At 57.2% G+C, this 22,385-nt stretch carries 17 protein-coding genes; 12 read left to right on the forward strand and 5 right to left on the reverse strand.

What is annotated here, in order from left to right; all coding sequences use genetic code 11:
* Window positions 1–204: 204 nt before the first annotated feature.
* Both pyk and FS819_RS12625 read right to left on the reverse strand, forming a co-directional pair.
* Window positions 205–1,644, reverse strand: coding sequence for a pyruvate kinase (gene pyk / locus FS819_RS12620; RefSeq protein WP_156550964.1), 1,440 nt, complete (start codon window positions 1,642–1,644; stop codon window positions 205–207).
* On the reverse strand, window positions 1,641–2,120 hold the full coding sequence (locus tag FS819_RS12625) for a DUF1036 domain-containing protein (protein WP_041697052.1): 480 nt from the start codon (window positions 2,118–2,120) through the stop codon (window positions 1,641–1,643). The genes pyk and FS819_RS12625 overlap by 4 nt, the downstream gene beginning before the upstream one ends.
* A 511-nt stretch (window positions 2,121–2,631) precedes the next feature.
* Here FS819_RS12625 and FS819_RS12630 point away from each other — a divergent pair.
* From FS819_RS12630 to FS819_RS12640, 3 genes are all read left to right on the forward strand, one after another.
* Entirely contained in the window at window positions 2,632–3,435 is an 804-nt protein-coding gene (locus tag FS819_RS12630) for an N-formylglutamate amidohydrolase (RefSeq protein WP_156550965.1), read from the forward strand.
* 11 nt (window positions 3,436–3,446) lie between these two features.
* Window positions 3,447–3,752, forward strand: a complete 306-nt coding sequence (locus FS819_RS12635) for a DUF1244 domain-containing protein (protein ID WP_156550966.1) — start codon at window positions 3,447–3,449, stop codon at window positions 3,750–3,752.
* Between the two features lie 220 nt (window positions 3,753–3,972).
* Entirely contained in the window at window positions 3,973–4,236 is a 264-nt protein-coding gene (locus FS819_RS12640; protein ID WP_015917069.1) for a DUF2312 domain-containing protein, read from the forward strand.
* Between the two features lie 201 nt (window positions 4,237–4,437).
* Here FS819_RS12640 and FS819_RS12645 read toward each other — a convergent pair whose 3' ends face one another.
* A complete protein-coding gene (locus FS819_RS12645; RefSeq protein ID WP_197433981.1) occupies window positions 4,438–5,397 on the reverse strand; it encodes a LysR substrate-binding domain-containing protein in 960 nt (319 codons plus the stop codon).
* Between the two features lie 240 nt (window positions 5,398–5,637).
* On the opposite strand from FS819_RS12645, the gene FS819_RS12650 reads away from it, so the two are divergent.
* Window positions 5,638–6,789: a hydroxymethylglutaryl-CoA lyase-like TIM-barrel protein gene (locus tag FS819_RS12650; protein ID WP_197433980.1), complete on the forward strand. Its 1,152-nt coding sequence runs from the start codon at window positions 5,638–5,640 to the stop codon at window positions 6,787–6,789.
* Window positions 6,790–7,072: 283 nt separating this feature from the next.
* Complete coding sequence (locus FS819_RS12655) at window positions 7,073–8,026, forward strand: AEC family transporter (protein WP_156550969.1); 954 nt, start codon at window positions 7,073–7,075, stop codon at window positions 8,024–8,026.
* A gap of 198 nt (window positions 8,027–8,224) precedes the next feature.
* Here the strand turns inward: FS819_RS12655 and FS819_RS12660 are convergent, their stop codons facing one another.
* Complete coding sequence (locus FS819_RS12660) at window positions 8,225–10,144, reverse strand: peptidoglycan L,D-endopeptidase MepK (protein WP_234624504.1); 1,920 nt, start codon at window positions 10,142–10,144, stop codon at window positions 8,225–8,227.
* Between the two features lie 400 nt (window positions 10,145–10,544).
* Window positions 10,545–12,092, reverse strand: a complete 1,548-nt coding sequence (locus FS819_RS12665; protein ID WP_156550970.1) for a sigma-54-dependent transcriptional regulator — start codon at window positions 12,090–12,092, stop codon at window positions 10,545–10,547.
* Between the two features lie 575 nt (window positions 12,093–12,667).
* Between FS819_RS12665 and FS819_RS12670 the strand changes: the two genes are divergently transcribed.
* The 7 genes from FS819_RS12670 to FS819_RS12700 all read left to right on the forward strand — a co-directional run bounded on the left by FS819_RS12670 (window position 12,668) and on the right by FS819_RS12700 (window position 22,326).
* Window positions 12,668–14,527 carry a M3 family oligoendopeptidase gene (locus FS819_RS12670; RefSeq protein WP_156550971.1) on the forward strand — a complete coding sequence of 620 codons (1,860 nt, stop codon included), beginning with the start codon at window positions 12,668–12,670 and terminating at the stop codon, window positions 14,525–14,527.
* 19 nt (window positions 14,528–14,546) lie between these two features.
* Window positions 14,547–15,764 carry an aminodeoxychorismate synthase component I gene (locus FS819_RS12675; RefSeq protein ID WP_156550972.1) on the forward strand — a complete coding sequence of 406 codons (1,218 nt, stop codon included), beginning with the start codon at window positions 14,547–14,549 and terminating at the stop codon, window positions 15,762–15,764.
* Entirely contained in the window at window positions 15,749–16,393 is a 645-nt protein-coding gene (locus FS819_RS12680; protein ID WP_156629705.1) for an aminotransferase class IV family protein, read from the forward strand. The genes FS819_RS12675 and FS819_RS12680 overlap by 16 nt, the downstream gene beginning before the upstream one ends.
* 392 nt (window positions 16,394–16,785) lie before the next feature.
* Window positions 16,786–17,862 carry a hypothetical protein gene (locus tag FS819_RS12685; RefSeq protein WP_156550974.1) on the forward strand — a complete coding sequence of 359 codons (1,077 nt, stop codon included), beginning with the start codon at window positions 16,786–16,788 and terminating at the stop codon, window positions 17,860–17,862.
* A 166-nt stretch (window positions 17,863–18,028) separates the two neighbouring features.
* On the forward strand, window positions 18,029–19,471 hold the full coding sequence (locus FS819_RS12690) for a homospermidine synthase (RefSeq protein ID WP_156550975.1): 1,443 nt from the start codon (window positions 18,029–18,031) through the stop codon (window positions 19,469–19,471).
* 371 nt (window positions 19,472–19,842) lie between these two features.
* The gene (omp10, locus tag FS819_RS12695) at window positions 19,843–20,211 is read left to right on the forward strand and encodes an outer membrane lipoprotein Omp10 (RefSeq protein WP_197433979.1); all 369 of its coding nucleotides are present in this window, start codon (window positions 19,843–19,845) and stop codon (window positions 20,209–20,211) included.
* 183 nt (window positions 20,212–20,394) lie between these two features.
* Window positions 20,395–22,326 (forward strand): 5'-nucleotidase C-terminal domain-containing protein, encoded by a 1,932-nt coding sequence (locus FS819_RS12700; RefSeq protein ID WP_156629704.1) that lies wholly within the window; start codon window positions 20,395–20,397, stop codon window positions 22,324–22,326.
* Window positions 22,327–22,385: the final 59 nt, after the last annotated feature.

Raw genomic sequence — 22,385 nt, forward strand, 5'->3', positions numbered from 1 at the left:
CCGCTAAATCAGACCCGGGCAGCGCATGTCACGAAAAACGCCGCCCGTCATCCCTGACAAGCGGCGCTAGAATTTTTCGGATACATGGACGGTCAGAATGGTCGCTGAAAGTGACCCTTCACATTCTCTTTTCAAATACCGCTACGACATAGGGCCTTCAAGGCGAGGATGCATCCGCATCTTCGCCTTGCGGGCTTAGCAATGTCAGACGCCGGACAGGCCATCCGGACCGATATAGGCGATGCGCAGCATATTGGTGGCGCCTGGCGTTCCCAACGGCACACCAGCGGAAATGATCACCCGGTCGCCCGGCTTGCCAAACTCTTCCGAAACCACAATGCGGCAGGCCCTGTTGACCATGTCATCCAGATCGGTCGGTTCTTCGGAAACGACGCAATGCAGGCCCCAGACCAGCGACAGACGGCGGGCCGTCTGAACCACCGGCGATAGCGCCAGGATCGGCACTTCAGGACGCTCACGCGAAGCACGAAGCCCGGTATTGCCTGACGACGTGTAACAGACGATGGCCGTCAGCTTCAGGGTCTCGGCAATCTGGCGGGCTGCCAGCGAAATCGCGTCGGCGCCGGTTGCTTCCGGCTGCGGGCGCTGGGCATAGATAATGCCGGGATAGTGCGGTTCACGCTCGATGGTGCGGGCAATCGACGCCATGGTCGAGACCGCTTCGACCGGATACTGGCCGGAAGCAGATTCAGCCGACAACATGATGGCATCGGCACCTTCGAACACGGCTGTCGCCACGTCGGAGACTTCGGCACGGGTCGGAACTGGCGCTGAAATCATCGACTCCAGCATCTGTGTGGCCACGACCACCGGCTTGCCTTCACGGCGGCAGGCACGAATCAACTGCTTCTGAATGCCGGGAACGGCCTCCAGCGGCATTTCCACGCCCAGATCGCCGCGGGCTACCATCAAAGCGTCGGACAGTTCGATGATCTCGTCGATCCGTTCCAGCGCTTGCGGCTTTTCGATTTTCGACATCAACCCGACCCGTCCGCGGGCGATCTTGCGAACCTCGGCCAAATCCTCGGGACGCTGGATGAAGGATAGCGCGACCCAGTCGACGTCATTGGTGGCCAAAACAGCATCCAGATCGGCGCGGTCCTTGTCGGTCAGCACGCCGGTGGCAAGGATCGTATCGGGCAGGCTGACGCCCTTGCGGTCGGAAATCTTGGTGCCGGACACCACGCTACAGACAATGGTCTTGCCGTCGCATTTTTCGGCACGCAGATGCAGCTTGCCATCATCGATCAGCAGGCGATGGCCAACCTTGACGGCCTCCAGGATTTCCGGATGCGGCAGATAGACCCGGTTTTCATCGCCAGGAGCCTCGTTGCTGTCGAGGGTGAATGTCTGGCCAGGCTTCAATTCCACCGAGGTATTGGCAAATTTGCCGACCCGCAGCTTGGGGCCTTGCAAATCGGCGAGAATGCCGATCGGGCGCCCGCAAGCAGCTTCGACACTGCGGATGCGCTGGATCAGCGTGCGCATCACATCGTGGCTGGCATGGCTCATGTTGATACGGAAAAGATCGGCGCCAGCCTCATGCAGCTTGCGGATCATGGCTTCATCTTGTGAAGCCGGTCCAAGCGTTGCGAGAATTTTGACTTTGCGGTTACGCTTCATTGCTTCTGGCCTTCCTGCGTGCCGGGCGTGTCGGACAACTGAACCATCCAGCTCCCCTGGCGGCCCGTGTCATATTCCTTGAAACCCATTTGCTGGTAACCGCGCTTGAAACAATCCCCGACGCCAACGATCTTGAACTCGTTTTCCGCCACGCACATGTTGACATTGCCAGTCCAGCGGCCACCGCGGGCGGCATCTTCTGCGTAGAGATAATAGTAGCGCGACTTCAGCTCGCCTTCGATCAGCGTTGCGCAGGTCGAAGCGGGCACTTGCCACCAGCCCTCGCTGATCCAGCCTTCCGCCGCCCGGTAGCCAATGGCCACGCCGACGAGATTGGCCGAACCATTGCAAACGCGAAAATCCGCCTGCGCGGGTGCGGCATAAGCAATCGGTGAAAATACAATGGTCAAAAACAGGCCGAGACGTGCAAGACGCCCGGAACCTGTAACGGAAGAGAGTGTGTTGGAATGAGGCACGGCTTCCGACGGAACTCCATTTTTCTGTGTTGCCTTCTTGCGACTATGGACCAAGAAAGTCAACGCAACTCTAATCGATTGTAATCCCCACGTGGATGATGAGGGATGAGTTTGACTGTATGGTGACGCTAGCACGCCTTGAAGCGAACCACATCCTTCTTGCCTCACAGGCTTGAACCGCAATAGCAGATATCACACGAATGATCATAAGGCGTTAAGCGACATCGAAGCATCCTTTTAAATCCGCCTGCTGCATAATTCCTTAAATCCAACTCGATTTAAGGAATTATGCAGCAAATTTGAAGTGCGACGGCCTCTTTTGTGCATTTGATAATGCCCACACGGCTGAAGCCTTGAAAAACTGGTGATAATCCTGTTTCTGCGCGGCAGCCGGTCCAAATTCGACCCAAAGGATCCTTAGAATAAGAGGAAATCTCCTAGAATAATCGGTGAAGGATGCTTCACACGCATCCCCCATAATAGACAATCCCATCACATAAATGTGTCAGCCATGAATGACTTCAAACCCTATGAGACGATAGCCGGCGACAACAGCCTGGGCCTCGTGCTGCTTGCTGACCACGCCATGAACCGGCTGCCTGCCGGCTATGGCACGCTTGGCCTGCCAGATAGCGCTTATCTGCGCCATATCGCCTATGACATTGGCGTGGAAGGCCTGACCCGGCAATTGGCGGCCCGGCTCGGCGTGCCGGCGGCGATGTCCTGTTTTTCCCGGCTGCTGATCGACCCAAACCGGGGCGAGGACGACCCGACCCTGGTCATGAAGATTTCCGATGGCGCGATCATTCCCGGCAATCACCCAATCAGCGCGGAGGAGTGGCAGTATCGGGTGGAAAATTTCCATCGGCCGTACCACCGCGCTGTTGAACAGTTGCTGGCCGATGTTGCCTCGGCGAGTGGCAAGGCACCGCTGGTGCTCTCGCTGCATTCCTATACGCCCGCCTGGAAGGGCGTGGCCCGCCCCTGGCATGCCGCCGTGCTTTGGGATAGCGATGAGCGCGCCGTGCGGCCACTAATCGACGCGCTCAGCCAGCCGGGCGACATCCTCGTCGGCGACAATGAACCCTATGACGGCGCCTTGAAGGGCGATACACTCTACCGTCATTGCATGGTGTCGGGCATGCCCCATGCGCTGCTGGAAGTGCGCCAGGACCTGATCGGCGACGAAGCGGGCATCACCGCCTGGGCAGACCGGCTGGAGCCGATTTTTGCCGCATTGAACGGCGATCCTGCCCTGCACGAATGGCGGCAATTTCCATCCCGCACCGGGCCCTACCCGGCCCTGGATAAATGATCGGACAAAAGATGAGCGAACTGACCAAGGAACAGCAAACCGAACTGGAAGCAGCGGCCTTTCGCCGTCTTCTGGCGCATTTGCGTGAACGCAGCGATGTGCAGAATATCGACCTGATGAATCTGGCCGGGTTCTGCCGCAATTGCCTGGCCAATTGGTATCAGGACGCAGCCGACTCCAAGGGGGTCGAGATGACCCGCGACGAGGCGCGCCATCATGTCTATGCAATGCCCTATGAGCAATGGAAATTGCGGCATCAAAAACAGGCGAGCGAGGCCCAGAAGGCTGATTTCGAAGCCTCTCGCCCACAGGACTAGCTTCGGGAATGGCACCGGGCACGGATAATTTTGACGCCCCCTCCCTGAGACTTCATGGGGCTATGAAGGTATTATCCAATCTGGACAAGGTTTTACCCGATATTCCGCTGACCCATCCGCCAAGGGCCGGGCTTTACGTCATGCAAAAGAACTTGACGTGGCGCGGAGTTCACGGCACGTCACCCCCACTCAAATGACCATCCCCAGCAAGGAGATCCCCATGTCTGATGCTCATGGCGTCGCCCGTGACCAACTTCGCGCTTTTGTCGAGCGCATCGAACGCCTTGAAGAAGAAAAGAAGACCATCGCCGACGATATCAAGGACGTCTATGGCGAAGCCAAGGGCATGGGCTTCGATACCAAGATCCTGAAAAAGGTCATCGCGTTGCGCAAGAAGGATGAGCAGGAGCGGATGGAGGAAGACCTGATCCTCGATACCTATCTTCATGCGCTGGGCATGATCGAAAACCCACCGGAAGGCTAACCTTTGCCTACAGCATCGTGGGTTTTATCAAACGCACGATGCTGTAGGAGCTTAATCTGCCACATAATTTTCTCATTCAATCGGTCCCGATTCAAGAAATTATGGAGCACCTGCGCCGCCCATCGAAAAATTACCGTCGGCGCAGCACGCGGTTCGTGACGCCGGAGGACGTCCTGGGACGGTTAGGCCGAGGCTATCGCCTCAAGCCAGTTCCAGCTCTTGCAATCTGGTCATGACTTGATTGTCGGATGTGCAAAAGGCCTGCCGATCCTGCTTGGATGATCGCATCACTTCTCGCATGAAGCCCGATAGCGCCAGATTTTTGCGGGTATGAAGTGCCTTCATAGCAATTTCGACATCAGAAAGCGGATCGAGACGCGTACCCGCAACCTCGACCAGGCTTTGCAGGCCACCCATGGCAACTTGACTTTCAGCAAGCGCTGTTACGCCAAGACCTGCGGCAGCGGCAGCACGCAAATGGCTGTAGCTTTGCCCCTCATAGGCAATCCTGAAAGGGACACCTGCCGATTCCAGCCGTTGAATGACATGGTGACGATAGACGCATCCCTCATGAAACAGCACGAGAGGCAAGGGCTCACGCTGACGCAAGCCAAAGCCAGCTCCCGCCGCCCACAGCAATGGCTCACGACGTAACGTCTTGTGAGCGTTGCTCACCTCCCCCTGCTGCGTCCTGATCAATGTCTTGACAATGGCAACATCGAGTTCGCGTTGATCGAGCCGCTTCTCAAGCCTTGTCGAAAAATCGGAAATCACCGTCACGTCGCATTCAGGATGTAGCGCCTTGAAGCGGCCAATCAATTCCAGCAGCCAGTTCATGTCAATGTCATCCATGACACCGACTCTGATCGTTCCTTTCAGACCCGGACGCTCCAGACACATCCAGGCATCCTCAAGAACTGCCAGAATTTTAATGGCAAAAGGAAGCAGCTTTTCACCCGCTTCCGTCGGTCCTTCGAAATGCCCACGGCATCGATGAAAGAGCTTTTCACCCAGAATATCTTCCGCAGCGCGAATTTGACGGGTAACGGCGGTCTGCGTCCGTGACTGGTCTTTCGCCGCATTGGTGAAACTGCCGTGCTCGCAAACCGAGACAAATGCCCTGATCTGATCAAGCGTCAATAACCGCAGACTTTGCTTCATAATGCCTCCCACGCATTTTCTACCAAGATAATTCATTTTGAATTAGATGCAACAAATAATAGAAATTCTGAGCAGCAAAAAATTATGCAAAGCTTTGAAATAATACAATATTTCGGTTATCATTAAGAGGAAGAGCAGATTATGGTGATGAAGTTCCCAGCTGGCCATAAGACTAGGTTGTCCGGCTTTTCGATTGATGGCGTACTGGATGAGACCCTCCGGGAGGGATCTGAGCGTTGCATGTTCTCAGTCTCAACGGAAGAGAAGCTTCCCTTGATACGTAGCATTTTGAAGACTGGCGTAAAGGATATCATTTTCGGCAGCGGACCGGATGACCCCGCGGACATGGCAACCATTCTGGAGCGCCTTGAAGCAGAGGATGCCCTGGACGGACAGAAATTTTCATTCATCCTGCTTCTCAATTGCTTCCAGCCGCTGATGCAGCAATTTGCGGAATTCCCCGCATCCCTGCGCAAGCATGTGACAATCAGCTTCGGCATGATTACCCATGACACGCAAAACCGGCTGTTTGAACGGACGGTGGATCAATTTCGTGCGCTTGGGTTCAACAGCTTCCGCGTCTCGCTGCTGAACAATTTCTCGAGTGAAATCGATGAAAAGACCTATGCGGGAATTACGGCGCAGATCGATCGGTCCAGGAATGTCGGAATAGAAACGATCAGAATCAATGATTCTCTCGGGACAATTTATCCCGAGGCAATGGCGGTCTTGGCTGCAAACCTGAGGCACGACTATCCGGTGAGCGATTTCTGCCTTCATGCCCATAACGATCTTGGGTTTGGCCTACAGAACACGCTTGTGTCCCTCTATAACGGCTTCAACATGGTTGAGGGCGGCTTCGCTGAATTCGGCAATCGTTCCGGCCTGCCGGCAATTGAGTTGCTCGATAAAATTTTTGCCGAAAAGGACATTCTGGTCAAATCTGGCGCTCTGAATACCAAAGCCATCATGGAAACCTCCCGCCTGGCAGAACGCACATTCCTGGCACTTCCGGATTTGTTCCGGCCAGTCAGCGGTCTGATCACCGATTGCGAAAATATGGGTGTCACCAATATCCCTGATTACCTGGGAGCCAGCAGCGCATCGCGCTATTTTTTGAACAGGATTGGCCTGCACGAGCCGACCTTGACAAAAATCCTGAACGATCTTGGCGTCCACGATGAAAAAGAGTTGGCGGCCCGCGCTTTGGAGTTTGCCGATTTTCTTGGAAACAAGATGCACGAGACCACGGTGCGCAAGACCTTCGAATATCGCTCGTTATGCCGGATGATCGAAAGTTTTTATAACGACGATGTTCTGTTCACGGACAGGGTTTACACTCTTGCCCGCGATTACTTGAACACCGGCCTGAGCCGTTCGCAAGCCGCCTAGAGGTCGTCAGGGAAACGACAACATCGTGCCGATTACAGCATACGACATGATGCGCAAGATATTCCCGGCAAAAATACGCAGCGGTTTTTCCCACGAAAAAACATAGAAGACAGAGATGGAGCACCGTGCACCCAAGTGGCGTACGGTGCTCTGACTATCCACCAGAGGCAGGAAGCAGTGTGGACCAGTCACCATGTTTCAACTGTGTTTGCTATCGCTACAGCCTATCACCCAGCCATTTGACCGTGCTTTCCCATTGTCCTTTTCAGATCGAGCAAATTTCATGTTACAGGTCGTTGTTCCCGTTTTTCTTGTCATTCTCGTTGGTTATGGTTTTGGAAGGAAGCATCAGTTTGCCGCCGAAGCCGAAAAGCTGATCAATGAATATGTTCTGTATATCGCGCTGCCGGCCTTGCTGTTTCTGGCGGTGGCGCGGGCCAATCCGGCGGATCTCGCGCAGTGGCCATTCATGGCGGCCACTTTGACCGGAATTGCTGCGGCCTACCTTGCCGGTCTGTTTCTAGCCAGAGCGAAAGGGGTTTCGGCACCGCAATCCTCTATCGTCGGCATGGCCGCTTGTTATGGGACAACGGGATATATGGGCATTCCCATCCTGATTGCCGCCTTCGGTCCCAAAGCCGCGGTTCCTGCCGCCATTGCGACAATATTGCATAACATTCCAGCGATTATGACCGTGATCATCACCCATGACCTCACCGGCCAAAAACAGTCCAGCCCCTTGGCCAGCGCGGGACGCGCCTTGGCGACGACCTTGAAAAATCCGCTGACGATGGCGGTTTTGGCCGGAGCGTTTTTTTGCCTGCTGCGGATTCCGTTGCCGACCATACTCACCTCCTTCGCAGGGTTTCTGGCAGCGGCGGCCGGACCAACAGCGCTTTTTGCCCTTGGTCTTGGCCTTGCCCGAATTCCATTTTCAGCAGCACGGCTTTCCGCCATGGCCGGTTGGATTACCCCGGTCGTCCTGATAAAAATCCTGATACAGCCGCTGGTAACACTCGGTATGATCGCTCTTGCCTTCAAGGCCGATATCGATATCTGGTATGCCACGGCTGTTGTGATGGCAGCACAGCCCATTGGCGCTGGCGCTTATGTTTTTGGCAAGAAATACGGCTATTTCAGTGAAGAAACATCCCTGGCGATTATCGTGTCGCTGCTGATGACGGTCTTGACCCTGACGCTCGTTCTACAGACCTTTGCCGCATCCATCCCGGCCTAACAACCGGTACCCACGTTCATGCCCAATGCTATAGAGCCCCTCTTTACCCTCTTCGGGGGCCTGAACAGCATCTTCCTCTTGGAAAAACTGCGCCGGGAGATGCGGGAACCAGCCAAGCCTTTACGTACAGATACGAAAAAACCCGCGGTTACGCGGGTTTTTTATGTAGCCCTGCCCGAAGAGAAAGGCTCAATGTATTTACCGAACCGCACCGAAGCGGCCTGGATCGATGGCCTGGGCGCCGGGAGTAAAGCCACTCTGCGATGCCTCGACCGGTGCGGTGATGGCCTGGGTCACGACACGGCCACCACGGCCAGCCTTGGCCGGCGGCTCGATGCGGTTCTTGTTCATCGCCCATTGCGAAATCATCGTCCGGGTCAATTCCGTACCGCCGGTCAGGCCACGGCTGGCCGCATCCGCCTCACTCGGTCCCGGACGTCCGCCCTTGACAGGAAGAGAAGCTTCACCCGCACGGCTTGCCGATTTGGGCTGGTCAAAAACATCGCCAAACTGGCCCGCACTCGGCTTGGTACGAGAGGGCTGCGCAAGCGAAGCCACCTGTTGCTGCTGTGCCTTAGCTTGAGCTGGCGGCTGGGTCACGCCCTGAGCCGGAAGTGGTCCCTGGGTGAGAACGGCGACGGCTTTCGGCTGCACTGCCGGATTGGCGACCGGCTGAGGTCTCTCAGTGGGAGCCACAGGCCGAACTTCGGCAACAGCTGGAACAACGGAAGGCGCTGGCCGGTCACGCGGGATCACCACAGTCTTCAGCGGCGCGCCATCCTGGCTCTGTTGCAGTGCCTCGGCAGCAGCCGGAGACAGCATGGCTTCTTCTACCGTGGACGGCTCGTCGCTCACCTGTGGACGCTGTTGCGGCAGGGTGGCCGCCATGGCATCGGCAAGCGCCGGACGGCCAGCTGGCACCGGAATATGCTGGGCAATGGGGTTGCTATCATCAGGCGATCCGAGAGAAGCGGTCATCACCGGCTCTGCATCACCCTTCATGCCACGTGGCCCAAGCAGGGTCGGCACCGGAACCTTGTAGGCGGCCAGATCTTCATAGCCGCTTGACGGCGCGCCAGCGTCACCCGACGGATTGCCGGCAACTTTCTGCAGGGCATCCTCGGCAGCATTGCGCCCGCCAGGAGAGTAAAGCGCCACAGCCAGACTATCGTCACCTTGGCGCAGGGAAGGACGCGATTGCGGAACGGGAGCCGCGATATCAGGCGCCGCAGAGGCCACGGCCACAGGCATCGGACTGGTTGGCGTTGGATTGGTCAGCTCGGCAGGCCTTGGCGTGGCGGCGGGAGCCGATGCCCGCACCGGTGCGGCTGGGGCTGAATCTTCGTCGCCCTCGTCCTCATCACCGCTGCCAAACAGCATAGCCATCAGATTTCGCGGCCTGCCGCGCGGCGAAGATTTATTATCCGCCATCAATATTTGTTCAGACCCCAGGCGTTTCTTATATTCCTCCATCGCCACCTGGTAGCCGGGAAGCGGCTTGCCATCGGCGGGAATATGCAGGGTCTTGCCATCAGGGAACATTCGCACCAGTTCGCTGCGCGGAACGCGCGGCCAGGAGCGGACGCCCGCCACATCCATATGCACGAAAGGCGAACCGGAATTGGGATAATAGCCCACGCCGCCCGCCTGGAATTTCATGCCGATATCACGCAGGCTTTTCAGCGGCACGCCCGGGATGAAGAAATCCATCGCGGTGCCATTCATGTGCTGGCTTTCCTTGGCGACGCCAGAAGAGCGCGAACGCAGCATGGCATTGGTGGCCGGCGAGCGATAACCGGAAACGACATAGATATAACCGCTGGCGCCAGCCTTTTGATAGACCGACCAGACGAGGTCGAACAGGCGGGGGTCCATTTTGGTCGCTTCGTTGCGACGCCAGTCACGCACAATATTGTTGAGCTGCTGCAAGCCCTTGGGATCGTAGCGGCCATTGCGCTTGAAGGTGATTTCCTGCTTCTCGCCGGTATGGACGAAAAGGATTTTCAGCGAGCGCGTTTCCGCAGAAGCCGAACCGGTCGTGGCATAGAGGGCGGAAAAGGCGATCGTCATCAGGACCAGAGCTGTCAGAAACAGCTTGGATATGTTCGCCCAAATCATGGCCGTGCGGTCAAGCCGCCCTGGCCCTGAGGGCGATACAAATGCACCAGATATCCGCAAAATCCGTCCCCGTCAGAAAGTCACATCGTTCGCTTATCACATGACTGTGAAATACGGTATCCACATGGCAATTTTGCCACATCGTTCAAATTGATTCATATATGGTGAACCAATTCATAACAACCCATTGACAACCAGTAATCAATCATCCTTACCCGGGGGTTAACAACTATCGATCCGTTTAGCTTTTGTGCGTAACGGCTGAAATACTCAGCCGGCCAGACTTTGAGCAAAACCGGCGTCCTTATAGCCCAAAATGACAACGCCGCCCACCCTCTCAGGTGCGCGGCGCGTTCAAATCTTCAGCCGGGCGCTAAAACAAACCCGGATATCAGCTTTTTCAGGCGGCGTGCTTCTGCGGATTATCCGGGTCGATCCCGTAATCCTTCAGCTTGCGATAGAGAGTCGAGCGACCGATTCCCAGCTTGCGTGCCACCTGGCTCATCTGGCCCCGGTAGAATTTCAGCGCGAAACGAATCAGTTCCTCCTCGATCTCAGCCAATTGCCGGACATTGCCGCTCTCGTCGATGCTGATGATGACATTGTCCAACGCCACCGGACGTGGGTCCTCGGCGCGGGGCGCTGGCAGCCGGTCGATAAAGGCCAGTTCCGGCCGGTCTGCACCGCGCGGCGCCACCTGTTCCGGCTGGCTTTCGGCCGTGCCAGGCAGACCCGACCAGAACTTGTCCTGCGCCAGACCGCCAGGGATCTGTGCCAGGATCTGCGGGAAATCGCTTTCCGTCAGATCCGTACCTTCGGCAAGAATCACCGCCCGGTAGATGGCATTTTCCAACTGGCGAATATTGCCGGGCCAATCAAAGGCCGTCAGCAACGCAAGCGCGCCAGCGCCCAGCGACAGGGTACGGGTCAGACGCTGTTCCGCCGAGAACCGTTCGGTAAAGGCGCGCGCCAGGAAGGGAATGTCCTCCTTGCGGCGGCGCAGAGCCGGAATGGTGATGGGGAAGACGTTGAGGCGGTAATAAAGGTCCTCGCGGAACCGGCCAGCCTTGACCTCTTCGATCAGATCCTTGTTGGTCGCCGAGATCAGCCGCACATTGACCTTCTGGGTCTGGCGGGCGCCGATAACCTCGATTTCGCCTTCTTGCACGGCCCGCAGCAGCTTCACCTGGGTGTCGAGCGGCAATTCGCCGATCTCGTCGAGGAACAGCGTGCCGCCGTCAGCCTCGGCGAATTTGCCGATATGGCGTTCCGTGGCACCGGGGAAAGATCCCTTTTCATGGCCGAACAGAATGCTTTCCACCATATTGGCGGGAATGGCAGCGCAATTGACCGTGACAAAAGGCCGCGACGCACGGTCGCTGCCCGACTGGATAGCCCGGGCGACCATTTCCTTGCCAACGCCCGATTCGCCTTCCAGCACCACAGGGATATTCGACTGGGCCGCACGGCGCGACAGGTCGATGACCCGGGTCATGGCCGGGCTTGCCGAAATAATATCGGAGAAATGCACAGCCCCGGTGCGCGAGCGGCGTGCCGGGCGCGTCTTGGCATCGCGCTGGTCGACGCGCAGCGCATTGCCGATGGCCGATGCGATCCGCTCCGGCGAGACCGGCTTGACGACGAAATCGAAGGCGCCAGCCCGCATGGCCTGCACCACGGTATCGATGCCACCCTGGCCGGTCTGGACGATGACAGGAACTTCCGCCTCCTGACCGCCGATGGCAACCAGGAAATCGAGGCCGGATACGCCCGGCATCATCAAATCGAGCAGGATGACGGAAATCTCCGCCTTGTGCTGACGGAAATAGGCAAGACCTGCCTCTCCGTCCTCGGCCAGATGGGCAACATGCCCCTGGCTTTCGACAGCGGCCTTCAACAACCGGCGTTGAACCGGATCGTCATCGACAACGAGAATATGAGCGGTCAATTTTAGCTCCCCGAGTCCTTATGGCGTCTGGCGCCGGTTGAAACATTGGACCATGTCCGTAAGCGGCAGGATCAAAAACGCGATCCTGTTCCAAATTCGGCCTTTCCGAACTCGGCCTTTTCCGAACCCGGCCACAAACCCCGAAAATGCTGCGCATTTCAGGTTCCCTCCGCAAGCAAAGGCTGTAACCGTCGTCCTTGTCCCGCAAAATGCCATGGAGTTTTGAAAAACAGGTTCCAACATTTGCTAGGATTTTATCTATAGCCCGCCAAACTGTCCGCTTCGATACAATGCCTTAAAAAAAAGACTGCAAAAAGCCATGGAATCCCGGCCTTCGACACAGTCCAATTCCTCCGTGCCGCGATTTTGTTAAATATCGGCACAGACGTCTTTTACCTAAAATGCCAGATCGACGGGTAGAATGGCAAGCGCTGAAATGCACAGACATCTGCCATATGCTGTTGTCGGGTGCCTTTGCCATGCTATGACTGGGGATATCTCATGCCAAACGCATCGGACCGGCGCCTGTTCCATTTTGGTGACGGCACGGCCCGAAAGACCTCAAGGGTGCCATCATGCCTTTCAGCCCCGTTAACCAAACCCGCCTTCCGGCAGCCGAATCCGCAAGCGTATCAGCGCTAAACCAAGGCCTCGGCACGCTGCCCGAATGGCAGCTCACCGATCTTTATCCAGCCCCCTCCTCGGATCTCTTCAAGGCCGACCTCGCCAAGGCCAGTGAGATGAGCCTGGCCTTCGAGACCAAATGGAAGGGCCGGTTGGAAGATGCCGCCAGCAAGGACGCAGATCAGGGATTGGGTGCTGCGCTGAAGGAATTCGAAGACCTCGAAGACCTGCTCGGCAAGATCGGCTCCTATGCCGGACTTTATTATTATAGCGAGATGACCAAGCCGGAAAACGGCAAATTCTTCGGCGATGTACAGGCCAGACTAACGGAGCTTGCTGCCCACCTGCTGTTTTTCACGCTGGAGCTGAACCGGCTGGACGATGCGGTTATCGATGCCGCCATTGCCCGCGATCCGGCCACCGCCCATTACAAGCCCTGGCTGATTGATCTCAGGCAAGACAAGCCCTACCAGCTGGATGACAAGCTGGAACAATTGTTCCTGGAAAAATCCCAGACCGGTTCGGCGGCCTTCAACCGGCTGTTCGACGAGACCCTGGCAAGCCTGCGTTTTGAGATCGACGGCGAGCAGCTGACGCTGGAGCCGGTTCTGACCATGTTGCAGGAAGCCGATCCAGCGGTGCGTGAAAAGGCAGCCATGGCGCTGTCGAAGACCTTCAAGGACAATATCCGGATTTTCGTGCTGGTCACCAATACGCTCGCCAAGGACAAGGAAATTTCCGATCGCTGGCGCGGCTTTGCCGACATTGCCGATAGCCGTCATCTGTCCAACCGGGTCGAACGTCCGGTGGTCGATGCGCTGGCGGCTGCCGTGCGCGATGCCTATCCGCGCCTGTCGCACCGCTATTACAAGATGAAAGCCAAGTGGCTTGGCATGGACCAGATGAATTTCTGGGACCGCAACGCGCCCCTGCCCGACAGCATCGATCGGATCATTCCCTGGGACGAAGCCCGCCAGACCGTGCTGTCGGCCTATGGCGGCTTTGCGCCTGACATGGCAGAGATTGCCGGTCGCTTCTTTGATGGCGGCTGGATCGATGCGCCCGCCCGCCCCGGCAAGGCGCCGGGCGCCTTTGCCCATCCGACCGTGCCGTCTGCCCATCCCTATGTCCTGGTCAACTATCTCGGCAAGCCGCGCGATGTGATGACGCTGGCCCATGAATTGGGCCATGGCGTGCATCAGGTTCTGGCAGGCGAACAGGGCGCGCTGATGTGCCAGACACCGCTGACGTTGGCCGAGACCGCCTCGGTGTTCGGCGAAATGCTGACCTTCCGGGCGCTGCTGGAAAAAGCCAGTGATGCGCGGGAGCGCAAGGCCATGCTGGCCCAGAAGGTCGAGGACATGATCAACACGGTCGTGCGCCAGATCGCTTTCTACGAATTCGAGCGCAAGCTGCACACCGCCCGCAAGGAGGGCGAGCTGACGGCGGAAAAGATTGGCGAGCTGTGGCTATCGGTGCAGGAAGAGAGCCTTGGACCGGCCATCAAGGTGTCCGAGGGGTATGAAACCTGGTGGGCCTATATCCCCCATTTCATCCATTCGCCCTTCTATGTCTATGCCTATGCCTTTGGCGATTGCCTGGTCAATTCGCTCTATGCGGTCTACCAGAATGCCGAACAGGGCTTCCAGCAGAAGTATTTCGACCTGTTAAAGGCTGGCGGCAGCAAGCATCATTCCGAACTTCTCGCGCCGTTCGGTCTGGATGCCACCGACCCATCCTTCTGGGCCAAGGGCCTGTCGATGATCGAAGGGCTGATCGACGAGCTGGAAGCGCTTGACGCCAAAGTCTGAACGGACAGATCGAGCCACGATGGCGAAATCCGAACCGTTTCAACCGTCGATCCTGTTTCGGAATGACAAAAGCGGTGAAACGCTGGTGTTTACCGATCCGGTGGACATCGTCGTCGCCCGGCGGGGCGGTGACGTTCTGCCGGCGCTTGCTCAGTTGGAACGCGCCCGCAAGGAGGGTTACTGGCTGGCGGGGGCACTGGCTTATGAAGCGGGCTTTGTGTTTGAAGACAAGCTGAGGCCGCTGATCCCTGATGGGCGGGACGTGCCGCTCCTCCAGTTTGGCATTTTCAACGCGCCAGCCGACCCTGCTCATCCATTGGGGAACCCGCATCACCCCGAAAGCAACACCCACCTGCTGGGAAACCCGGTTGCAGCTTGGGATTTCGAGACCTATCGGCAGAAGTTTGAGACCCTGCATCGGCACCTCAGGCAGGGCGATTGCTACCAGGCCAATCTGACCATGCCTATCGAGGCGGCCTATCGGGGCAGCCCTCGCGACGTCTTCTGGTCGCTGATCGCGCGTCAGCCGGTCTCTTACGGTGCGCTGGTGGAGCTCGGCGGTCCGGCCATCGTCTCGCGCTCGCCGGAACTGTTCTTCAAGGTGGATGGCGACGGCTTCATCGAGACCCATCCGATGAAGGGCACGGCGGCACGCGGCTCTGATGATGCCGAGGACGAGGCGATCAAGGCGGCAATGCTGACGGACGAAAAGACCCAGGCCGAAAACCGGATGATCGTCGATCTGCTGCGCAACGACATCTCCCGGATCATCGAACCTGACAGCCTGACCGTGCCAAAACTGTTCGACATCGAGACCTATCCGACGCTGCACCAGCTGGTCAGCCATGTGCGCGGCAGGCTTTTGCCCGGAATGGGCCTTGGCGACATTCTCGAAGCGCTGTTTCCCTGTGGCTCGATTACCGGCGCACCCAAGCTCGCCGCCATGCAGATCCTTCATCGGCTGGAGCAAGGACCGCGCGATATCTATTGCGGCGCCATCGGTTTTTGCGATCCGGCAGGCCCGATGCGGTTTTCCGTTGCCATCAGAACCGTGACTTTATTTGATCAACAGGCTGTGCAGCAGCACTTCTCCGAACAACAGGGGCTTTTCAAAAGCCGCCGGGCGGTTTTCAATGTCGGTGGCGGAATTGTTTTTGATTCGAAGCCCGAACAGGAATATCAGGAATGTCTGCTCAAGGCGCGCTTTGCGGTAGGTGATCAATGGATTTCACGCTGATTGAAACGCTCCGCTGGGAGCCGGACCAGGGCTTTGTCAGGCTCGACCAGCACTTGCGCAGGCTCTCGCGCTCTGCCGATGCGCTGGGTTTTCGCCAGCCGATCAAGCCCGAAGCGGCATTAAAAGAAGTGGTGAGTGGCGATAGCCCGCTTCGAGTGCGGCTCGCCATGAACTTTCGCGGCAAGCTGGAAGCAGCGGCAGTTCCCTTCGATTCCATCGGCGAAAACACCATCTGGCGTCTTCGTATTGCGCAAAAGACCCGGCTGAATTCAGAGGACACGCTCTATCGCCACAAGACCTCGCGGCGTGATCCCTATGAGGCTGCCCGCGCCGAGTTTTCTACCGAGGAAGCAGACGAGGTTCTGCTGCTGAACGAGCGTGGTGAAATCTGTGAGGGAACGTTCACCAGTGTCTTCGTGCAGGGACTGGATGGCATGCTGATCACCCCGCCGCTGACCAGCGGGCTCATTCCTGGCATCCTGCGCGCCGAACTGATCCGGGACCGCAAGGCCCGCGCCGATCTGCTGAAACCGGAAAGCCTGAATGGACGAGCGATCTTCGTCGGCAACAGCCTGCGTGGCCTGATCCGCGCCGACCTGGTAGAAGAACAGCACAAGGCTGTCGCTTAATCCTCATAAACTAAAAAAACAACAGCAACAACATGATCGACCGCCTCATCGAATGGATGATCCTGGTGGTTTTTACGATTTTAATTTTATAATCTAAAATTGAATTGTAAATTTTAGATTGAAAATCAATTTATAATTATTGCAAATATCATGAGTAAAATTTCTTAAATTGTCATATTAAGAGAATTGATAGATAAAAATACGTATTGATTATTTTAAATAGGTAAATCAATATGAAAAATAATATTTATTACGAGAAAATAGGAAATTTAATATGTACTATATTAGCTTCAATATTTATTATTGGAGTTAGCGCTAACAGTTCTTTTGCCCATATAAAGTGGTTTCAATCCTTTAATATTCAAGAGCAACCTATATCACCTGGCCAATTCATGGAGACACCAACATGGTTGCTTGGCCTCGCCCTGAGCCTGCCTGCGCTTTGGGCCTGTGTAGCGCTTGACGCGGCAGGAAAAAACTCCCGGCTTGGCTGGGTTCTGTCTTTGATACGGCAACCCTTTGGCTTCAAGGCCGACGACCTGATCCGTCTCACCGTTGCGTTTTGGCTGTCCTGGGTCTGGATGCTGCCGGAGCCGATCTGGTTGACGCCCGAGCTCAAGACCCCGGATCCCAGCATACAGTGGATACAGCTCGGATTGGCTGCACTTTGCCTCTCGCGCAGGGGTGCCGGTCTGACCGGGCTTGGCCTGATTGGCCTATGGGTTGGCGCGGCGCGGCAATATGGGACCTATCACCTGCTGGATTACCCTCTCTTTCTGGGATTTGCCGTCTGCCTGATCTGCATCAGCCTTGACAGGTTTCGGGTTCGGACTCTGGCGAGCTTCACCGCCCACCGGATCGGCCTTCTCGGCGCAACAATGTCCTGGACGCTGATGTGGGCCTCTATGGAAAAATGGGCTTTCGCGGATTGGTCGCTGACGCTGCTGTGCGCGCGGCCCTATTTGACGATGGGGTTGACGCCAGAAGTCTTTCTCAGCCTCTCCGGCTGGTTTGAATTTGGTGCCGCCGCCATGCTGCTGTTGGGCGGCCCCGTTGCCAGCCGGCTATCGGCCTTTGCACTGCTGATGATCTTCGGCTCCGCCGTGCTGGAATTCGGCCGGGTGGATCTGGTTGGACATTTTCCAATCATCGCGGTTCTGGCCATCACCATCTGGAAAGGCAATGGCCAGGTCGGGGCCACGGTCAATCTCACCCATAAACCTGCCCTGAACCGAGCGTTGCTTCTGCCTCTTATCTATCTCGCCGCGCTGTTCGTCACCGGCATCGCTTATATCGGCGGCTGGAATTTCGCCTATGGCGATGGCACCACGCGAGGCCTTTCCAGTGATTACGATCTGGCCAGCTTGCTGCTCCTCTGGCTGGTAGCAGCGCTGATCCTCACCATCACCTTTATCTTCGCCGTCGTGCTGGGCCGGCGAGAACGCAAGCGCGCGGCGTCAGCCACCTGATCGAATAGCTTCGGGCAAGTCACCATTGCCCGGAGGCAATCTCTCGAAACGCCGTCTTTATTCTGTCGCTGAATTATGCTCTAGGAAGAGAAAGAACCCGGCCGTAGCAAGACCGCGTTCGTGAACAATACGCCTATGGCAAAACGGCCTTCCAAGGAGAGACTTTATGACCACCCAGACCTATCCGGTTTACGGCGAGATCACCGGCCCGATCGTGATGATCGGCTTCGGCTCGATCGGCCGTGGCACCCTGCCGCTGATCGAACGCCATTTCAAGTTCGACAAGAGCCGGATGGTGGTCATCGACCCGCGCAATGACGAGGCAGAATTGCTGGCCAAGCATGGCATCAAGCACATCCAGGCGCATGTGACGAAGGAAAACTACAAGGACCTGCTGAAGCCGCTGCTGACCGAAGGCGAAGGCCAGGGCTTTTGCGTCAACCTGTCGGTCGATACCGGCTCGCTCGACCTGATGAAGCTGTGCCGCAAGCTCGACGTGCTCTATATCGATACCGTTGTCGAGCCTTGGCTGGGCTTCTATTTCGACAAGAACATGAAGAACTCTGAGCGCACTAACTACGCGCTGCGCGAAACCGTTCGCCAGGAAAAGAAAAAGAACCCAGGCGGCACCACCGCCGTTTCCACCTGCGGCGCCAATCCGGGCATGGTCTCCTGGTTCGTCAAGCAGGCGCTGGTCAATATCGCCAACGAGATCGGCCTGAAATTCGAAGAGCCCTCGGTCGATGACCGCGAAGGCTGGGCCAAGCTGATGAAGAAGGTCGGCGTCAAGGGCATTCACATTGCCGAGCGCGACACCCAGCTCGCCAAGACACCGAAGCCGCTCAACGTGTTCTGGAACACCTGGTCGGTCGAAGGCTTTATTTCCGAAGGCTTGCAGCCAGCCGAACTTGGCTGGGGTACCCATGAAAACTGGATGCCGAAAAATGCCAAGAAGCACAAGAAGGGCTGCCAGGCGGCGATCTATCTGGAGCAGCCGGGCGCCAATACCCGCGTGCGCACCTGGTGCCCGACGCCCGGCCCGCAATACGGCTTCCTCGTTACCCACAACGAGTCGATCTCGATTGCCGATTACTTCACCGTCGAGAAGGATGGCGAAGTCGCCTATCGCCCAACCTGCCATTACGCCTATCATCCGGCCAATGACGCAGTTCTGTCGCTGCATGAAATGTTCGGCAATGGCGGCACCGCCCAGCCGGTTCTGCATGTTCTCGACGAAAACGAGCTGGTTGACGGCATCGATGAGTTGGGCGTGCTGCTCTATGGCCACGAAAAGAACGCCTACTGGTATGGTTCGCGCCTGTCGCTGGAAGAAACCCGCCGCATCGCCCCTTACCAGAATGCCACTGGCTTGCAGGTAACCTCCGCCGTTCTGGCTGGCATGGTCTGGGCCATCGAGAACCCGAAGGCTGGGATCGTTGAGGCCGACGAAGTCGATTACAAGCGCTGCCTGGAAGTGCAGTCGCCCTATCTCGGCCCGGTCGAAGGCCATTACACCGACTGGACCCCGCTCGACGGTCGTCCCGGCCTGTTCCCGGAAGAACTCGACACCAAGGACGCCTGGCAGTTCAAGAACATCCTGGTACGCTAACTGCAGCAGAACGGCGGATGGCAATATCCATCTGCCGATTTGAAACACCAGACTGAAGTAATGGTGCCGCGCATCGAAAGACCGCGCGGCCCCAAGCCGACATCAAGACTGCCATGGCACGCCTTTCATGCTCCTGTGGAACATCAATACCAGGATTGTGTTCAAGTGGCCGGGAAGAGGTTGAAAGCCTTGCTTTCGTTCGATCTTCGCGGCATGGTCGCCAGTATGGAACCTGATCGGCCCTGGCGGTATTTCAGGATATCGGTTGTTACCAACCGGGAATATGAAGCGTAAAGGACCTCTCTGGCCGAGGCGGCCGAAAGAGGCCAGAGACATAGGCGGCCATAATGTCCTGCCGGATGGAGAGTGTCATGAAGGTCAAAAGCATCGCAATTCTGCTCGTCGCGGCCTTTGCCGTGTCATCCTGCGTGGGCACGCCGCCGCCGCGCCAGGTCGCGTATAATGCGCCGCAGCCGCAGGGCGTCGATGGCGCCTGGGTCGATCCGAACGGCATCGTTTCCACCTTCCAGGGCGGCACCTTTGCCACCCGCTCCAGCGACACAAACGCGCTTCTGGCCTCCGGCACCTATACCAATAGCTCGCCGACGCTGGTGGAGATCAACATGACCTCATTGGTGCGCAAGACCCAGTCGCGTGTCAATTGCGCGCTGGTTTCGCCAGAACAGCTGAACTGCACCACGGATGCTGGCTCGAATTTCTCGCTACGCCGCAAAATCTGACGCTTCAACGCATCCACGCTTGGCAAAGCCGGTCCATGGGGCCGGCTTTTTGCTGTTCTGGCGTATTTTCGCTTGCGATAAACCAAGCACGATGGAAACATGCAACCTTCCGCAAAAGCCCGATAAGAACGTCATAAAAGAGGGGTAACCAGAGCGGGTGTTCCATGAAATCAGGAGTTACGGATGTTAAAAAGATTTAAATTTGGCCTATTGAGCGCCTCGGTGCTCATCCTGTCGTCGGGGGCGGCCTTTGCCGATTTCGAACTGAACATCCTGCATATCAACGATTTTCACTCCCGGATCGAGTCGATCAACAAATATGATTCGACCTGCTCGGCAGATGAGGAAAGCAAGAACCAGTGCTTCGGTGGCGCCGCTCGCCTGAAGACCGCGTTCGACCAGACCCGCGCGGCACTAGCTGGCAAGAATGTCCTGTCGCTGAATGCCGGCGACAATTTCCAGGGATCGCTGTTTTACACCACATACAAGGGCACCGCTGAACTGGATGTGATGAACATCCTGAAGTTCGATGCCATGACGCTTGGCAATCACGAATTCGACGATGGTGAGACGGCCATCGGTCCCTTCCTTGACAAGGTGCAGTTTCCGGTCGTGGTCGCCAATCTGGAAGTCAATGCCGAATCGAAGTTGAAGGACAAGTTCAAGCCCTCCACAATCCTGGAAATCGGCGGCCAGAAGATTGGCATTGTCGGCGCCGTTACCCCTGAGACAGTCGAACTCGCCTCGCCGGGACCGAATGTGAAATTCACCGATGATGTTGCTGCCATCACCGCAGAAGTGAAGAAACTCAAGGCCGAAGGCGTCAACAAGATCATCGCTCTCACCCATGTCGGCTATCATCGTGACATGGAAATCGCCAAGATCCCTGACGTCGACGTCGTGGTCGGTGGCCATTCCCACACGCTGTTATCAAACAGTGATCCGAAGGCCGAAGGCCCCTACCCAACGCTGGTCGACAATCCCGGCGGCTACAAGGTGCCGGTCGTAACAGCGGCCTCCTACAGCAAATATCTCGGCGATCTCACTGTTGTTTTCGACGATAACGGTGTGGTGAAAAGCGCCAAGGGCGACCCGATCCTGATCGACTCGAAATTCAAGCCTGATGAAGCGATGACCGCCAAGGTCAAGGAACTGGCCGGTCCGATCCAGGAATTGCGCCAGAAGGAAATCGGTGAAAGCGCCGGACCTATCGATGGCGCCTCCACCTCCTGCCGCGCCAAGGAATGCCCCATGGGCAACCTGGTGGCCGAGGCCATGCTGGATCATACCCGCAGCCAGGGCATCAGCATCGCCATCCAGAACGGCGGCGGCCTGCGCGCCTCGATCGGCGGCGGCAAGGTCACTATGGGTTCCGTCATCACGGTCCTGCCCTTCCAGAACACGCTTGCGACCTTCCAGCTCAAGGGCTCCGACGTGATTGCGGCGCTTGAAAACGGCGTGAGCCAGGTGGACGACGGCGCGGGCCGGTTCTCACAGGTTGCCGGTCTGAAATACAGCTTCGACCGTTCCAAGCCGGTCGGCAGCCGGATCGTTGACGTGCAGGTCAAGGACGGCGACGGCTTCGTGCCGCTCGATACCAGCAAGCTCTACGGTGTCGTCACCAATAATTACATGCGCACCGGCGGCGACGGCTACAAGATCTTTGCGACAGCCGGGCAGAACGCCTATGATTACGGCCCGGATCTCGCCGATGTGACAGCTGACTTCCTGGCCAAGAATTCGCCTTACAAGCCATTTACCGATGGCCGCGTCAGCGAAGTCACGCCAGCTGGCTATGTCGCACCTGCTGCCCAGCCGAAGACGGCGACGGCGGCCCAAGCCACGGCACCGGCTCCTGCCCCAACAGCGCCTGCCGCACCTGCTCCGGCAACCCCTGCCCCCGCCGCTCCGGCTCCCGTAACTCCAGCCGTTTCCGCACCGCCTGCCGCCGCTCAGCCGACCCAATATACCGTGGTTAAGGGCGACAGCCTGTGGAAAATCGCCGAAACCACCTATGGCAATGGCGAGGACTGGAAGAAGATTTCCGGTGCAAACAAGCTGCGCCATCCCGACCATATCGAGATCGGTGAAGTTCTGACCGTTCCGGCAAAGTAACTTTCAGTTGCGGGAGACCCCAACCTCCCGCATGCGACAAAAGGTCCGGCCCGGAGCGA

This window comes from Allorhizobium sp. Av2, assembly GCF_021462805.2.
GTDB lineage: Bacteria > Pseudomonadota > Alphaproteobacteria > Rhizobiales > Rhizobiaceae > Allorhizobium > Allorhizobium vitis_G.

Coding starts and splice junctions, on each gene's coding strand:
- FS819_RS12690 (WP_156550975.1), top strand. CDS start 18,029: ATGACCACCCAGACCTATCCGGTTTACGGCGAGATCACCGGCCCGATC.
- FS819_RS12680 (WP_156629705.1), top strand. CDS start 15,749: ATGGATTTCACGCTGATTGAAACGCTCCGCTGGGAGCCGGACCAGGGC.
- pyk (WP_156550964.1), bottom strand. CDS start 1,644: ATGAAGCGTAACCGCAAAGTCAAAATTCTCGCAACGCTTGGACCGGCT.
- omp10 (WP_197433979.1), top strand. CDS start 19,843: ATGAAGGTCAAAAGCATCGCAATTCTGCTCGTCGCGGCCTTTGCCGTG.
- FS819_RS12660 (WP_234624504.1), bottom strand. CDS start 10,144: ATGATTTGGGCGAACATATCCAAGCTGTTTCTGACAGCTCTGGTCCTG.
- FS819_RS12635 (WP_156550966.1), top strand. CDS start 3,447: ATGAGCGAACTGACCAAGGAACAGCAAACCGAACTGGAAGCAGCGGCC.
- FS819_RS12685 (WP_156550974.1), top strand. CDS start 16,786: ATGGAGACACCAACATGGTTGCTTGGCCTCGCCCTGAGCCTGCCTGCG.
- FS819_RS12655 (WP_156550969.1), top strand. CDS start 7,073: ATGTTACAGGTCGTTGTTCCCGTTTTTCTTGTCATTCTCGTTGGTTAT.
- FS819_RS12670 (WP_156550971.1), top strand. CDS start 12,668: ATGCCTTTCAGCCCCGTTAACCAAACCCGCCTTCCGGCAGCCGAATCC.
- FS819_RS12675 (WP_156550972.1), top strand. CDS start 14,547: ATGGCGAAATCCGAACCGTTTCAACCGTCGATCCTGTTTCGGAATGAC.
- FS819_RS12630 (WP_156550965.1), top strand. CDS start 2,632: ATGAATGACTTCAAACCCTATGAGACGATAGCCGGCGACAACAGCCTG.
- FS819_RS12650 (WP_197433980.1), top strand. CDS start 5,638: ATGTTCTCAGTCTCAACGGAAGAGAAGCTTCCCTTGATACGTAGCATT.
- FS819_RS12640 (WP_015917069.1), top strand. CDS start 3,973: ATGTCTGATGCTCATGGCGTCGCCCGTGACCAACTTCGCGCTTTTGTC.
- FS819_RS12700 (WP_156629704.1), top strand. CDS start 20,395: ATGTTAAAAAGATTTAAATTTGGCCTATTGAGCGCCTCGGTGCTCATC.
- FS819_RS12645 (WP_197433981.1), bottom strand. CDS start 5,397: ATGAAGCAAAGTCTGCGGTTATTGACGCTTGATCAGATCAGGGCATTT.